Below are 15,418 nucleotides of genomic sequence, written 5' to 3'. Positions count from 1 at the left end.
GGCGGTCCTCCCGGGGCCGCGGCCCCGGGGCACACGTCCGGAAGGCCACCGGGTCCTACCCGGTGGCCTCGTCCACGCCCACGGCCCGGCCCAGCGACACGGACCTCTCGGCGGCCTCCAGCACCGCGACCACGTCCCGGCCGAAGCGCACGTCGCACGGCTCCTCCGCGCCGCCGATCCGGGCGGTCAGCCGGTCGACCGCCGTGCCGAACGCCTCCACCGCCGACCGGTCGCCGCCCGGCACCGGGACCCAGCCCCGTTCGCCGTGCAGGACGATCTCGAAGGCCTTCGCCTCCGGCGGGGCGTCGAGGGTCACCGCGAACGAGCCGACGGCCCCGCCCTCGTGCTGGGTGAGCATGTGCGTGGTGTGCCTGGGTCCGGCCAGGGCCGTCACCCGGGTGACCGGGCCGAGCACCGGCAGCACCACCGACAGCACGTGGGGGCCCACGTCCCACAGGCCGCCCCGCTCCCGGCGCCACGGTGAGGCGCCGTACGGGTTGCCGGGCTGGAAGATCGACGCGAACAGGGTCGCCCGGACGCCGTGCCACCCGCCCTCGGCGGCGGCCGAGCGCACGAACTCCTCGACGCTGTCCGAGAAGCGGTTGGTGAAGAACACCACCGACGACAGGTCCCGCGCCGCGACCTCGGCGGCGAGTTCTCCGGCGGCCGCGGCCGAGAGCGCCACGGGCTTGTCGAGCAGGAGGTGCTTCCCGGCCCGCGCCGCGCGCAGGGCCAGCTCGGCCTGCACGTCGGGCGGCAGGGCGATCGCCACGGCGTCCACGTCGGCCAGCAGCGCGTCCACGTCGTCGTACGCGCGGGCGCCGTAGCGGTCGGCGAGCGCCGCGGCCTTGGCCGGGTCGCGTCCCCACACACCGGCGAGGACGGCGCCGGGGTGCGCGTCCAGTGCCGCGCCGTGCGTCTCCGCCGCCCAGTGGCCGGTGCCCAGCAGTCCGAACCTGAGGCCCATACGGTTCTCCCTTGTTGTCGTTCGGCCGCCATTGTGCAGGGGGGCGCCCCCGCCCCGGACGACCGGCCCCTCGCTCCCGCGCTGCGGCCCGGGAGGTGTCAGACGACGCGGCGCGCCCCCGCGGAGGGGACGGCCTCGAAGACCCCGGGTTCGGCGAAGCCCCGCTCCCGGTAGGCCTCCCGTACGGCCTCCTCGCAGCGCCGCGCCCCGTCGGCCGCCACGAGCGCGATCACGCAACCGCCGAACCCCCCGCCGGTGATCCGCGCGCCCAGCGCCCCGGCGGCCAGGGCGGCGTCGACGGCGGTGTCCACCTCGGGCACGGTGACCTCGTAGTCGTCGCGAAGGGAGGCGTGCGAGGCGGTCAGCAACGGGCCGACCGCGCGCACGTCGCCGGAGCGGAGCAGCGACACGGCCTCCAGCACCCGCGCGTTCTCGGTCACCACGTGGCGCACCCGCCTCCGGGACAGGTCGTCCGGCAGGGCCGCCAGGGCCCCCGGCAGGTCGGCGACGTCGCGCAGGGCCGCCAGCCCAAGGGCCCTGGAGGCGTCCTTGCAGGCGCGGTGCCGGTCGGCGTAGTGGCCCTCCACCAGCCGGTGCGGGGCGCGGGTGTCCACCACGAGCAGGGAGAGCCCGTGCTCGCCGGGGGCGAAGGGCACCTGCTCGGTGTCCATGGTGCGGGTGTCCATGAACAGGGCGTGGCCCTCGGTGGAGAGCATGGAAGCCGACTGGTCCAGGATCCCGCAGGGCATCCCCACGAAGTCGTTCTCCACCCGCTGGGCCAGGCGGATCACCCGGTCGGGCGGGAGGTCGGCGCCGTGCAGGGCGGCCGCGGCCATGACCACCGCGCACGTGAGCGCGGCGGAGGACGACAGCCCCGCGCCGGTCGGGACGGTGCTGTCGACCAGCAGGTCCAGCCCGCCCACCGGGTACCCCTCCCGCCCCAGGACCCACAGGGCGCCGGCCGGGTAGGCGGCCCACCCCTCGACCGCGCCGGGGACCAGCTCCGCCAGGGAGGCGCGGAACTCCCCGGCCGTCTGCCCGGACCGGAACCGCACGGCGCCGTCCGGGCGTCGGGAGGCGGCGGCGGTCAGGGCGAGGGGGAGGGCCAGCGGGAGCACGAACCCGTCGTTGTAGTCGGTGTGCTCCCCGATGAGGTTGATGCGGCCGGGCGCGGTCCACACGCCCTCCGGGCCGTGGCCGAACGCCGCGCGGAACGCGGACGACACGTCGCTCATGTGGTGGTGCCCTCTCGTCTGTCGGAGGCCTCGCGCCCCGTGCGCCGCCCGTGTCCCCGTCCCGCCCCGTGTCCCCGTCCCGCCCCGGTCTCCCGCCGCGGGCCGTGTCCGGGGGCAGCCGGACACGGACGGCCCGGGCCGTCCGCCGCCCCGGGGGAGGGCCCGTCCGCCGGCTTCACGGGCGGGGGAGCGCGCGGGCGAACGCCCACGCGTCGGCGACGGTCTCGTCCAGCGTGCGGGTCGGGGTCCAGCCCAGGTCCCGCCGCGCCCGATCGTTGGCGGCGACCAGCACCGCCGGGTCGCCGGGCCGGCGCGGGGAGTCCACCGCCGGGACCGGGTGGCCGGTGGCCCGCCGGACGGCGTCGAGGACCTCGCGCACGGTGTGCCCGCCGCCCGTGCCCAGGTTGACGGCGCGGTGGGTCCCCGGGACCACCCGCTCCAGGGCCCGCAGGTGCGCGTCGGCGAGGTCGGCGACGTGCAGGTAGTCGCGCACCGCCGTCCCGTCCCGGGTCGGGTAGTCGGTGCCGTACACGCGTGCGCTGTCCCGCTCCCCGGCGGCCACGCGCAGCAGGTTCGGGATCAGGTGGGTCTCGGGGTCGTGCCGCTCGCCCAGGCCGAGGTGGGCGCCGGCGACGTTGAAGTAGCGCAGGCTCACGGCGCCCAGCCCGTACGCGCGGGCCCAGGACGCCAGCATGTGGTCCACGGCGAGCTTGCTCGCCCCGTACGGGTTGGTGGGCACGGCGGGGTCGGTCTCCGCGATCGGCCCGGGCGACACGGGCTCGCCGTAGACGGCGGCGCTGGAGGAGAACACCATCCGGCGGACGCCGTGGCGCCGTACCGCCTCCAGGAGCGCGAGGGAGCCCGCCACGTTGGTGCGCCAGTAGGCCCCGGGGGCGTCCACGGACTCGCCGACCAGCGACTTCCCGGCGAAGTGCAGGACGGCCTCCACCGACGGGTCCAGCACGTCGGCGGCGTCCGCCAGGTCGGCGACCACCAGCCGCACGCCCCCGGGGACGGCGTCGCGGTGACCCGTGGACAGGTCGTCCAGCACCGTCACCTCGTGTCCGGACCGCAGGAGCAGTGCGGTCACCACACCGCCGATGTATCCGGCTCCGCCGGTGACGAGCAGTCTCACTGTGCGACCTCCCTGAGGCGCCGGGCGGTGGTCTCCGGGGCGACGTCGTTGATGAACACGCCCATGCCGGACTCGGTCCCGGCGAGGTACTTGAGCTTGCCCGGCGCCCTGCGGACGGAGAACAGCTCCAGGCGCAGGCGCGCCAGGCCGCGCCGGGGGTCCCGGACCGGGGCCTGGTGCCAGGCGGAGATGTAGGGGAGGGGCGCGTCGTACAGGGCGTCGAAGCGGCCCAGCACGTCCAGGTACAGGAGGCCGAAGTCGTCGCGTTCGGCGCCGGTGAGCGAGGGCAGGTCGGGCACCGCCCGGTGCGGGTACAGGTGCACCTCCACCGGCCAGCGGGCGGCGGCCGGGACGAACGCCGTCCAGTGCTCGGTCCGGGCCACGACCCGGCTCCCCGCCTCCTGTTCGGCGCGCAGGACGTCGGCGAACAGGTCGCCCCCGGTGCGCGCCCGGTACTCCTCGGCCGAGTCGAGGGTGCGCAGGGTGCGGGGGGTCACGAACGGGAGGGCGTAGATCTGGCCGTGGGGGTGGTGGAGGGTCACCCCGATCTCCGGCCCCCGGTTCTCGAAGCAGTAGACCTGCTCCACGCCCGGCAGGGCGGACAGGGCGAGGGTCCGGTCGACCCAGGCCTCCATCACGGTGCGGGCGCGCTCCGGGGAGAGGTCGGCGAACGACGCGCGGTGGTCGGACCCGAACACGAGGACCTCGCAGCGGCCCGCGCCCACCCTGCGGGAGGGCTCCAGCTCGCCGACGTCCTCCAGCTCCCGGCCGTGGTCGGGGACCAGGGAGGGGAAGCGGTTCTCGAAGGCCACCACGTCGTAGGAGGCCGCCGGGATCTCGGTCGCGCGCCCGCCGACGGAGGGGCACAGGGGGCAGTCGTCGCTGGAGGGCAGGTGGGTGCGCCCCTGCCGGTGGGAGGCGACGACCACCCACTCGCGCAGCAGCGGGTCCCAGCGCATCTCCGACCCGGTGGCGGACGGCGGCAGGTCGCGCGTGTCGGGCGCGGGATCGCGGGCGGCGCCGCCCTCGTCGAAGTAGACGATCTCGCGGCCGTCGGCCAGCTTCGCCGGGGTCCTGCGCAGGGGGCGGGCGGGTTCCGTGCCGGCGGGGCCGGGGGCCTCCCGCCCCGCGCCCCCGTCTGCGGCGCCCCCGTCCGCGGCGCCCGCTCCGTGCCGGCGCCCGGCCGGGCCGTCCTGCGGAGCGCGCGTCATCCCTGCTCCGTCCGGGGCCGCACGTCGGTGACCACGAGGCGGCCGACCCGCTCGGAGAGCGCGGCGCGTGCCGCGTCGGGGATCCCGGAGTCGGTGACGAGCACGTCGCAGCGGTCCAGCGGCGCGATGGTGCTGATCCCGACGGTGCCCCACTTGCTGTGGTCGGCGGCCACGACGAGGGTGGCGGCGGCCTCCACCAGGGCGCGGTTGGTCTCGGACTCCATGAGGTTCGGGGTGGTGAACCCGGCGCGCTCCTGCATGCCGTGCACGCCCAGGACCAGGGTGTCCAGGTTGAGGCCGCGGATCGAGGCGAGCGCGAGCGGGCCGACCAGCGCATCGGAGGGCGTGCGGAAGCCGCCCGTGAGGGCGACGGTCTGGTCCGGCCGGGCGGTGCGGTGGAACACCTCGGCCACGTGCAGGGAGTTGGTGACCACGGTCAGCCCCGGGGTGTCGGCCAGGTACTCGGCGACGAGGGCGGTCGTGGTGCCGGCCGACAGGCCGACGGCGCTGTGCGGTTCGACCAGGCCGGCGGCGGCGCGGGCGATCGCGTGCTTCTCGTCCTCCTGGCGGGTGGACTTGGCCTCGAAGCCCGGCTCCTCGGTGCGGGGGCCCTCCGGCGCGACGGCGCCGCCGTGCACCTTGCGCAGGGAGCCGCGGTGTTCCAGGACGTCGAGGTCGCGCCGGACGGTCATGTCCGACACGGCGAGGCTCTCGACGAGGTCGGCGACCCTGACGCCCCCGGTCCGCCTGACCTGTTCGAGGATCAGCTCCTGCCGTTGCGCGGCCAGCATCCGTCCCCCAAGCGATGAGTGGAAATGTTGAAAGGTGTTCGATCCAGTGTTGCAGGTTCCGCGTTCGTGTCAATAGGGGCGGTAGTGCGTGGTTTTCTGTTTGGAAAAGTTGTTAAGTGTTGACAAGTGGGAGTGATGTACCGAACATGTGGAGAACTGTGATCGCCTTCACACCTGTTCGGAGGAGTCCTCGATGCACCACAGACCTCCGGGACCGCCGGGCCTGCGGCGTCGCGCCCTTCTGGGCGGCCTGGCCGGGGCCGGGGCGCTCCTGGCCCTGCCCGGCCTCACCGGGTGCGGCGCCGCGGGCCGCGACGACCCGAACACGGTCACGATGGCCTCGAACCGGGCCAACCCCGCCCAGCGGGAGGCCGTCCGGGAGAGCCTCGGCGTGTACGAGGCCGCCTCCGGACGGACCGTCGAGGTCAACACCTTCGACTCCACCTCCTTCCAGGAGAGCATCAACAACTACCTCCAGGGCACCCCGGACGACGTCATCGGCTGGTTCGCCGGGTACCGGATGCGCTTCTTCGCCGAACGGGGCCTGATCAGCGACGTCACCGACGTCTGGGACCGGCACTTCGAGGGGGCCTTCACCGACCAGGTGAGGAGCCTGTGCACGGCCCCCGACGGCAGGCAGTACATGGTCCCCGACTCCACCGCGCCCTGGGCGGTCTTCCACCGCAGGAGCCTGTTCGAGCGCAACGGCTACGAGGTCCCCGCCACCAGGGAGGAGTTCGTCGGGCTGTGCGAGCGGATGCGCGCCGACGGGCTAGAACCCCTCGCCTCCGGGATCCGCGAGGGCTGGCCCGCGATGGGCATGTTCGACCACCTCAACCTGCGCATCAACGGCCCCGAGTTCCATCTGGAACTCCTCGACGGAGACCACTCCTGGGACTCGTCCGAGGTCAGGAGCGTCTTCGGGGCCTGGGCCGAGCTCCTGCCCCACCACCAGCCCGACCCCCTGGGCCGGGGGATCAACGAGGCGCAGACCTCCCTGGTCCGCGGCGAGGCCGGGATGATGCTGTGCGGCATGTTCATCACCCACGTCTTCCCCGAGGGGGAGGACCTGGACGACCTGGACTGCTTCGCCTTCCCCGAGTTCGACCCCGAGATCGGCGCCGACGTGGTCGAGGCGCCCATCGACGGGTTCATGGTCTCCGGCGACCCGCGCAACCCCGAGGGCGCCCGCGAACTCCTCGGCCACCTCGGCTCGCTGGAGGCGCAGGAGATCTACACCGCGATCGACCCGCAGGCGCTCCCCACCCACCTGGACGCGGGCACCGGCGGGTTCAGCCCGCTCGACGCGAAGGTCAACGACATGGTCGCGAGCGCCGGCGCGCTCACCCAGTACATGGACCGCGACACCCGGCCCGACTTCGCGTCCGTCGTCATGATCCCCGCCCTCCAGCGCTTCCTGCGCCAACCCGACGACATCGCCGACCTGACCGGCACGATCCAGCGCCAGAAGCTGTCGATCTTCGGCCGGTGAACCAGAAGTGAAGGAGACAGGCATGGCGTCGAACGGCCCCCCGCCTCCCCCCGCCGCCCGGACGGACGGGCCCCCGCCCCCCGCCCCGGCGCGGCGCACCGGACGCGCCCGGCGCCCGGGGACGGGCCCCCGCCACGGGCGCGCCGACCGCGCCGCCCTCGCCCTCATGCTGGGCGTGCCCGCCCTGCTCGTGGTCGGCCTGGTGTGGCTGCCCGCGGCGGCCACGGTCCTGCTGTCGTTCACCCGGTGGGACGGCATCGGCGGCCTGGACACCATCGAGTGGATCGGCGTCCAGAACTACACGGACGCGTTCACCATCTATCCGCCGTTCGAGCCCGCACTGCGCAACAACCTCGTGTGGCTGGTGGTCCTGTTCACGGTCCCCACCCTGCTCGGGATGTTCCTGGCGGTGCTGCTCGACCGGGAGCTGCGCGGCGGCTCGGTGTACCAGAGCATCTTCTACCTGCCCGTGGTGCTGTCGCTCGCCCTCATCGGGTTCGTGTGGCAGCTCATCTACTCCCGCGACCAGGGGCTGCTCAACGCGTTCCTCGCCATGGTCGCCGACGCGCCCGCCGTGGACTGGTTCGGCAACCCGGACATCAACCTGTACGCGGTGCTGGTCGCGGCCGGATGGCGGCACACCGGGTACATCATGCTGCTCTACCTGGCCGGGCTGAAGGCCGTCGACCCGTCCCTGCGCGAGGCCGCCGCCATCGACGGGGCCGGACCCGTTCGCACCTTCACCCGGGTCGTCTTCCCGGCGCTGCTCCCCATCAACCTGGTCGTGGTCGTCGTGACCGTCATCGACGCACTGCGCGCCTTCGACATCGTGTGGGTCATCAACCGGGGCCGCAACGGCCTGGAGCTGATCTCCGCGCTGGTGACCTCCAACGTCATCGGCGAGGCCAGCAGGGTGGGCTTCGGCTCCGCGCTGGCCGTGGTCATGCTGGTGATCTCCCTGGTGTTCATCGTCGTCTACGTGTCCACCATGCTGAGAGGGGCCCAGAGGTGACCGCCGAGACCCTCCCCGAGACCCGGCGCACCGGGCCCCCGACGCGCCGGAGCCCCGCCCGCCGGCGCCTCCGCCCGGCACGTGTACTGCTGCACGCGTTCCTCGTCGTGACGGCGCTGGCCTGGCTGTTCCCCGTGCTGTGGGCGGTGGTGAACTCCTTCCGCGACTACGACTACACGGCGGTGCACGGCTACCTGTCCCTCGGCGGGTTCACCCTCGACAACTACGCCAACGCCTGGAACCAGGGCGAACTGCCGGGCTACTTCCTGAACTCCCTGGTCATCACCGTCCCCGCGGTGCTGCTCACCCTGTTCCTGTCGTCGTGCGCGGCGTTCGTGCTCTCCGCCTACTCGCGCCGCTTCAACCTGGTGATGCTCGCGGTGTTCCTCGCCGCGAACCTCCTGCCGCCGCAGGCCCTCCTCGTCCCGCTGTTCCGCCTCTACAACGCCGTCCCCCTGCCCTACTGGATCAGCGGGTCCGGGTCGCTCTACGACAGCCACCTGGGCGTCGTCCTCATCCACACGGCGTTCCAGATCGGCTTCTGCACGTTCGTCCTCAGCAACTTCATGAGGGCGATGCCCGCGTCGCTCCTCGAAGCCGCCAGGGTGGACGGGGCGACCGTCTTCCAGCAGTACTGGAAGGTGGTGCTCCCGCTGTGCCGCCCGAGCCTCGCGGCCCTGGCCACACTGCTGGTCACCTGGATCTACAACGACTTCTTCTGGGCGCTCGCGCTGCTGTCCAGCGGCGACAAGCTGCCCATCACCACCGCGCTCCAGAACCTCCAGAGCGCGTTCTTCGTCGACTACAACCTGCTGTCGGCCGGGTCGGTCATCGTCGCCCTGCCCACACTGGTCGTGTTCTTCGTGCTGCAACGCCACTTCGTGGCCGGACTGACGCTGGGAGCGAGCAAGGGATGACGTACCGCACCGTCCGCCTGAACGCGGCGGGGACCGCGCTGGTCGTCGGGGTCCCCGACGACGGCCTGCCCCACGTGCTGCACTGGGGCGCGGACCTGCCCGACGACACCGGGCTCGCCGCCGCAGCGTCGCCGCCCGCCGCCCACAACGGGGTCGACGTCCCCACCTGGATGTCGCTGGTGCCCACCCAGGGGGAGGGCTGGCGCGGCCACCCCGGGATCGCCGGGCACCACGAGGGCCGGGTGACCTTCCCCGCCTGGACCGTCCGCTCCGTGACCGTCGACCCGCCGGAGGGGCCGGACGGCGGCGCGGGGGCGGGCGCCCCCGGGGACGGCGCGGGGGGCGCGGTCACCGTCCTCGCCGGGGCCGCGGGGCTGGAACTGCGCTGCGAGCTGAGGTTGGAGCCCTCCGGGCTGGTCCGCGCCCGCAACACCGTCACCAACACCGACGACGCCCCGTGGACCCTGGACTCCCTCCTGGTCACCATGCCCCTGCCGCGCGAGGCCGGGGAGGTCCTCGACCTCACCGGGCGCTGGTGCCGCGAACGCGCGCCCCAGCGCCAGGACCTCTCCATGGGCACGCGCATGCGCGCCTCCCGCCGCGGCAGGACCGGGCACGACGCCGCGCTGCTGCTCACCGCCGGGACGCCCGGGTTCGGGTTCCGGCACGGCGAGGTGTGGGGGGTGCACACCGCCTGGAGCGGCGACCACGTCCACCTGGCCGAGCGCCTGCCCGAGGGGGCCGGGCACGCCGACGCGGTCCTCGCGGGCGGCGAACTCCTCCACCCCGGCGAGGTCCGGCTCGCCCGGGGCGAGTCCTACTCCACGCCGTGGGTGTTCCTGTCCTGGTCCGACCGGGGGCTGGACGGGATGTCGTCGCGGATCCACCGCTGGCTGCGGGCCAGGCCGGGCCACCCCTCCACGCCGCGACCGGTCGTCCTCAACACCTGGGAGGCCGTCTACTTCGACCACGACCTCGACAAGCTCGAGCGGCTGGCCGACACGGCGGCCCGGATCGGCGCCGAGCGGTTCGTCCTGGACGACGGGTGGTTCCGGGGCCGCCGCGACGACACCGCCGGGCTCGGCGACTGGACGGTGGACACCGGGGTGTGGCCCGACGGCCTGCACCCCCTCTTCGACCACGTCCGCTCCCTGGGGATGGAGGTGGGGCTGTGGGTCGAGCCGGAGATGGCCAACCCCGACTCCGACCTGCTGCGCGCCCACCCCGAGTGGATCCTGGCTGCCGAGGGCCGCCTGCCCCCGCCCAGCCGCAGCCAGCAGGTCCTCGACCTGTCGCGGCCCGAGGCCTTCCGGCACGTGTTCGAGCACCTGGACGCCCTGGTCACCGAGTACCGGCCCGACTACCTCAAGTGGGACCACAACCGCGACCTGCTCGAACCCGTGCACGCCCCCACCGGCGCGGCGGGCACGCACCGGCAGACCCTCGCCGTCTACGAGCTCCTCGACCGGCTGCGCGAGCGCCACCCCGGCCTGGAGATCGAGTCGTGCTCCTCCGGCGGCGGACGGGTGGACCTGGGCGTCCTGGAGCGCACGGACCGCGTGTGGGCCTCCGACTGCAACGACCCCCTGGAGCGGCTGGCCCTCCAGCGCTGGACCTCCCTGCTCCTGCCCCCCGAACTGGTGGGCAGCCATGTCGGCGGCCCCGTCTCGCACACCACGGGCCGGGCCGCGGACCTGTCGTTCCGCTGCCTCGCCGCCCTCCTCTCCCACACGGGGATCGAATGGGACATCACCGCGTGCACCGAGGACGAGCTCGGCGCCCTGGCCTCCTGGATCTCCCTCTACAAGGAGCTGCGGCCCCTCCTGCACTCGGGCGACCCCGTGCACGCCGACGCGCCCGACCCCTCCGAACAGCTCGACGGGGTGGTCTCCCGCGACGGCGGCGAGGCGGTCTTCCGGTACTCCCGGCTGACGACCTCCGCCCGGGCCCTCCCGGGGCGGGTACGCCTGCCCGGCCTGCGCGAGGACCGCGTCTACCGGCTGGCGTGGCGCCGGGAGGCGGGACGGCCCTCCACCCTCCAGCAGGCGCTCCCGGCATGGTTCTCCGAGGGGGAGGCCGCCGTCTCCGGCGCGGTCCTCGCCCGCTCGGGGGTGCAGCTGCCCAACCTCAACCCGTCCCAGGCCCTGCTCCTGCACCTGAGGGAGGTCTGACATGACCGAGACCCGCAAGCCCGCCTACCTGGAGGACTTCGCCCCCTCCGCCGGGGCCCGCGCGCCCCGCGCCCGCTTCGACGGCGACGCCCCCGCCCTGGACCTCAACGGCACGTGGCGGTTCCGGATGCTCCCCGGGGCCCCGGCGGGCACGGACGGTTTCGAGCGGCCGGACTACGACGACTCCGGGTGGGAGGGGCTGCCCGTCCCCTCCCACTGGCAGCTGCACGGCCACGGGGCCCCCGCCTACACGAACGTCGTCTACCCCTTCCCCGTCGACCCCCCGCACGTGCCGGACGAGAACCCCACCGGGGACCACCGGCGGGAGTTCGACCTGCCGGAGGACTGGCCGGAGGGGGCCGCCGCGCTGCGCTTCGACGGCGTGGACTCCTGCTTCCGCGTGTGGCTCAACGGCACCGAACTGGGCTTCTCCACCGGGAGCCGCCTGGCCGCCGAGTTCGACGCCGGCCACCTGCTGCGCCCGGGCCGCAACGTCCTGGCGGTCCGCGTGCACCAGTGGTCGGCGGCCAGCTACCTGGAGGACCAGGACATGTGGTGGCTGTCCGGGATCTTCCGCGACGTCACTCTGACCGCCCTCCCCGAGCGGGGGATCGGCGACGTCGCCGTCCACGCCTCCTACGACCACGAGGACGGAACGGGCACCCTGCGCGTCGATGTGGCCGGATCGGCGGAGGCGCTGGTCAGCGTTCCGGAGCTCGGCCTGGTGGACGCCCCGGCCGGGGTGGAGCACGCGGTCGGCCCGGTGGAGCCGTGGACGGCCGAGGAGCCCCGCCTCTACGACGCGGTGGTCGCCGCGCCGGGGGAGCGGGCGCGGCTGCGCGTCGGCTTCCGCACCGTGGAGGTCTCCGGCGGCCTGCTGCGCGTGAACGGCAGGCCGCTGCTGCTGCGCGGCGTGAACCGCCACGAGTGGCACCCCGACCACGGCCGCGCCGTGCCCCGGGAGACCATGCGCGAGGACGTCCTGCTGATGAAGCGGCACAACGTCAACGCCGTGCGCACCAGCCACTACCCGCCCCACCCCGACTTCCTCGACCTGTGCGACGAGCTGGGCCTGTGGGTCGTGGACGAGTGCGACCTGGAGACCCACGGCTTCGAGCTGGTGGGGTGGCGCGGCAACCCCTCCGACGACCCGCGCTGGCGTGAGGCCTACCTCGACCGGATCGCCCGGACCGTGGGGCGGGACCGCAACCACCCGAGCGTCGTCCTGTGGTCCCTGGGCAATGAGTCGGGGACCGGCCGCAACCTGGAGGCCATGGCCGCCTGGGTGCGCGAGCACGACCCCTCCCGGCCGGTCCACTACGAGGGCGACCGCGACAGCTCCTACGCCGACGTGTACTCGCGCATGTACCCGCCGCACGACGAGGTGGACGCGATCGGCCGCCGGGAGGAGGAGGCCACCGACGACCCCGGGGCCGACGCCCACCGGCGGGGGCTCCCGTTCGTGCTGTGCGAGTACGCGCACGCCATGGGCGCCGGCCCGGGAGGGCTGGAGGAGTACCAGGAGCTGTTCACGCGGCACGAGCGGCTCCAGGGCGGGTTCGTCTGGGAGTGGATCGACCACGGGATCCGCCGCCGCGAGTCGGACGGCGCCGAGTGGTTCGCCTACGGCGGCGACTTCGGCGAAACGGTGCACGACGGCAACTTCGTCGCGGACGGCCTGCTCCTCCCCGACCGCACGCCCGGGCCCGGGCTGCACGCCTACAAGAAGACGATCGAGCCGGTGCGGGTCGTCCCCGACCCGGACGCGGGGACGGTGGGGATCGCCAACACCTGGGACTTCCGGGACACGTCCGGGCTGGTCCTCCGGTGGTGCGCGGAGGAGGAGGGCGTGCCGTTCGCGGAGGGTGTGCTGGACATGCCGGTGCTCGGCCCCGGGGCGGACGCGGACGTCCCCCTGCCCGGGATGCCCGAGCCGCCCGGCGGCGGCGAGGCGTGGCTGACGGTGTCGGTCCACCTGGGCGCGGACCAGCCCTGGGCCCCGGCCGGGCACGAACTGGCCTGGGGGCAGGCCCGGCTCGCCACCGGGAGACACGGCGCTGCCGGGACGGCCGGGGCCCCGGGGCCGGTCGGGCCCGCCGCGCCCGCCGCCGGCACGGAGGGCGCCCTGCTCCGACTCGGCCCGGGTGTCCTCGACACGGGAACGGGCGCCCTGCTCTCCGTCGGAGGACTGCCGGTCGGGACCCCGGCGGTGGACCTGTGGCGCGCGCCGACCGACAACGACCAGGCGCGCCACGGGGTGTCCGTCGAGGTCCCCTGGCGGGCGGCCGGGCTCGACCGGATCACCTCGCGCCGCCTCTCCGCCGGGCGGGACGGCGACGCGTACGTCGTGCGCGACCGGCTCGCCCCGGCGGGCGCGGACTTCGGGATGCTCGTCGCCTACCGCTGGACCGCGGAGGGCGGGCGCCTGCTCCTGGACGTGGACGCCGAGGCCGAGGGGGAGTGGCCCTGCCCCCTGCCGCGCTTCGGCGTGCGCATGGACGTTCCCTCCTCCCTGGGCGGGGTCGAGTGGTTCGGGCGCGGCCCGGGCGAGGCCTACCGCGACGTGGACCAGGCCGCGAGGGTCGGCCGGTTCACCAGCTCGGTCGACGGGCTCCAGACGCCCTACCTGCGGCCCCAGGAGAACGGCAACCGGGCCGACGTACGGTGGGCCGTCCTGCGGGCGGAGGACGGCACGGGACTGCGGATCGACGGGGACCCGGTCTTCGGCCTCTCCGCGCGCCGGTGGGACACGGCCGCCCTCGACGCGGCCCGGCACCCGCACGAACTGGTGCCGGACGGGCGGATCCACCTGCACCTGGACCTGGAGCACCACGGCATCGGCTCGGCCTCCTGCGGCCCGGGCGTGCTGCCCGCGCACCGGCTGGCCGCCGGTCGGCACCGGCTCCGGCTCGGGTTCTCCCAGGCGGCCCCGACCCCCTGAGGCCTGCCCCCTGCGGCCCGCCTCCCGGGAAGCGCGGCGGCGGGGAGGTGCCCTGCCCGGGGCGTCCTCCCCGCCGAGGGGCGAGCCGTCCGGGGGGACCGGTCCGGACCGGCCCCCGGACACCCCGGGAAGAGGGGTGGCCAGGCGGGGGAAGCGCTGCTGTCATAGGGGTTCCCTCTCACGAAAGGCACCCCCCGCCCATGGCCGACACCACCGGACCCGAACGCGCCCGCCCCGGGCGCAGACCCTCCCGGATCGACGGCGCGGCACTCCGCGCCGACCTGCGGCGCGTCGTTCCCGACAGCGCCGCCGCCCTTGTCGTCACCCTCGTCATCTTCTTCGTCCTCTACGCACGCATCGAGGCGGGGACCTCGATGACGCTCATGGTCATGCCGTTCCTGTCCGACGCCGGGGAGTACTGGCTGTACTGGCTCTGCCAGGCCTTCGGGTGGTCGGGGCTCCTCTGGGCCTGGATCACCGTCATGCTCGGGCTGCTCCGCTCCACCGCGCCCCCGGCGCGGGCCCCCGTCCCGCACGCCCGCATCGAGCGCTGGCACCGCGTCACCAGCCTCACCACCATGGGCCTGATGTTCGCCCACGCGTTCGCGTTCTTCCTCGAACTCGTGCGGGACAACGAGGAGGGGCTGGCCTGGGGCGGACGCCTGCTGTCCGCGTTCGTGGACGTGTTCGTGCCCGGCGGCTACGCCACCGGGACCGGGCAGGTCGCGATCCTCATCGGGCTGATCGCCCTCTACCTGGCCGTGCCGCTCAGCCTCGCCTACTACTTCCGGTTCCGGACCGGGACGCGCACGTGGCGGGCGCTGCACCGGTTCGTCATCGTCGTCTACGCGCTGAGCGTCTGGCACACCCTGCTCTACGGCACGAACGTGTGGTTCGACGGCTGGTTCCGCACGTTCGTGTGGGCCCTCCAGCTCCCCGTGGCCCTGCTGCTCCTGGCCCGGCTGCTGGCGCCGCTGCGCGCGGACGAGCGCTTCACGCTCCGCGACCTGGCGGGCGGGCGCAGGCTCCGGGCGCTCGCCCGGCTCGGCGCCCGGCTGGCGGCCGCGGCGACCGTCGTCGTGCTGCTCGCCGTGACGATCACCGGCCGGGACGGGGGCCGGACCCCCGGGGCCGAGGGCGGGGAGATGCTGATCGGCCAGGACATGGTCTGGGGCGGGCTGGCCGTCCTGCTGACGGTGATCGGCGCCGTCGTGCTGTCCCTGCGCGGCCGCGAGCGCCCGGAACGGGGGGCGCGCGTGGGATAGCGGGCCGTCCGGATCCGCCGCCGGTGCGGCGCGGGCCCCGCCCCGGTGGTCTCGTACCCGTGGCCGGCCCCGGCGCCCGGCCCCGCAACGGGTACGAGGCCCCGGCGGAGGAGCCGGGGACTTCCGCGCTCCCGGGCGCCCGGGCCGGAGCGGAGCCCCGGGCGGGCACGGCACGCGGCGGGGGCGGGGCGGCCGGGGGGGGCGTGACCCCGCGGGGGGCGGCCGGGGCCAGCTCACCGGGGGGGTTTGGGGATGGGCGGGGGATAAGGGGGTGTGCAACC

11 protein-coding genes are annotated in these 15,418 nt (G+C 74.7%); 6 read left to right on the top strand and 5 right to left on the bottom strand.

Features of this window, described 5'->3' with window-relative positions; translation table 11 throughout:
* Positions 1-55: 55 nt before the first annotated feature.
* The 5 genes from ABZ234_RS25305 to ABZ234_RS25285 form a co-directional block, all read right to left on the bottom strand.
* Positions 56-967: a Gfo/Idh/MocA family oxidoreductase gene (locus tag ABZ234_RS25305; RefSeq protein ID WP_355013696.1), complete on the bottom strand. Its 912-nt coding sequence runs from the start codon at positions 965-967 to the stop codon at positions 56-58.
* A gap of 98 nt (positions 968-1,065) precedes the next feature.
* A complete protein-coding gene (gene galK, locus ABZ234_RS25300) occupies positions 1,066-2,202 on the bottom strand; it encodes a galactokinase (RefSeq protein ID WP_267946903.1) in 1,137 nt (378 codons plus the stop codon).
* Positions 2,203-2,377: 175 nt separating this feature from the next.
* Positions 2,378-3,337 (bottom strand): UDP-glucose 4-epimerase GalE, encoded by a 960-nt coding sequence (galE, locus tag ABZ234_RS25295; protein ID WP_355013695.1) that lies wholly within the window; start codon positions 3,335-3,337, stop codon positions 2,378-2,380.
* The gene (gene galT / locus ABZ234_RS25290; RefSeq protein WP_355013721.1) at positions 3,334-4,419 is read right to left on the bottom strand and encodes a galactose-1-phosphate uridylyltransferase; all 1,086 of its coding nucleotides are present in this window, start codon (positions 4,417-4,419) and stop codon (positions 3,334-3,336) included. Before galT ends, galE begins: the two co-directional genes overlap by 4 nt.
* A gap of 125 nt (positions 4,420-4,544) precedes the next feature.
* The gene (locus ABZ234_RS25285) at positions 4,545-5,339 is read right to left on the bottom strand and encodes a DeoR/GlpR family DNA-binding transcription regulator (RefSeq protein WP_352983658.1); all 795 of its coding nucleotides are present in this window, start codon (positions 5,337-5,339) and stop codon (positions 4,545-4,547) included.
* A gap of 193 nt (positions 5,340-5,532) precedes the next feature.
* Here ABZ234_RS25285 and ABZ234_RS25280 point away from each other — a divergent pair, with 193 nt between their 5' ends.
* From ABZ234_RS25280 to ABZ234_RS25255, 6 genes are all read left to right on the top strand, one after another.
* Positions 5,533-6,831: an ABC transporter substrate-binding protein gene (locus ABZ234_RS25280; RefSeq protein ID WP_344182402.1), complete on the top strand. Its 1,299-nt coding sequence runs from the start codon at positions 5,533-5,535 to the stop codon at positions 6,829-6,831.
* A 22-nt stretch (positions 6,832-6,853) separates the two neighbouring features.
* Positions 6,854-7,843 (top strand): sugar ABC transporter permease, encoded by a 990-nt coding sequence (locus ABZ234_RS25275; protein WP_267946899.1) that lies wholly within the window; start codon positions 6,854-6,856, stop codon positions 7,841-7,843.
* Between the two features lie 86 nt (positions 7,844-7,929).
* Positions 7,930-8,760, top strand: coding sequence for a carbohydrate ABC transporter permease (locus ABZ234_RS25270; protein ID WP_267950545.1), 831 nt, complete (start codon positions 7,930-7,932; stop codon positions 8,758-8,760).
* The gene (locus ABZ234_RS25265; RefSeq protein ID WP_355013694.1) at positions 8,757-10,931 is read left to right on the top strand and encodes an alpha-galactosidase; all 2,175 of its coding nucleotides are present in this window, start codon (positions 8,757-8,759) and stop codon (positions 10,929-10,931) included. The genes ABZ234_RS25270 and ABZ234_RS25265 overlap by 4 nt, the downstream gene beginning before the upstream one ends.
* A 1-nt stretch (position 10,932) precedes the next feature.
* Positions 10,933-13,872 carry a glycoside hydrolase family 2 TIM barrel-domain containing protein gene (locus ABZ234_RS25260; RefSeq protein ID WP_355013693.1) on the top strand — a complete coding sequence of 980 codons (2,940 nt, stop codon included), beginning with the start codon at positions 10,933-10,935 and terminating at the stop codon, positions 13,870-13,872.
* A gap of 200 nt (positions 13,873-14,072) precedes the next feature.
* Entirely contained in the window at positions 14,073-15,137 is a 1,065-nt protein-coding gene (locus tag ABZ234_RS25255) for a ferric reductase-like transmembrane domain-containing protein (protein ID WP_355013692.1), read from the top strand.
* Positions 15,138-15,418: the final 281 nt, after the last annotated feature.

This window comes from Nocardiopsis sp. NPDC006198, from assembly GCF_040613895.1.
Taxonomy (GTDB): domain Bacteria; phylum Actinomycetota; class Actinomycetes; order Streptosporangiales; family Streptosporangiaceae; genus Nocardiopsis; species Nocardiopsis tropica.
Note: the sequence above shows the minus strand (reverse complement) of the source record. Positions and strands in the feature narration are given on the sequence as shown.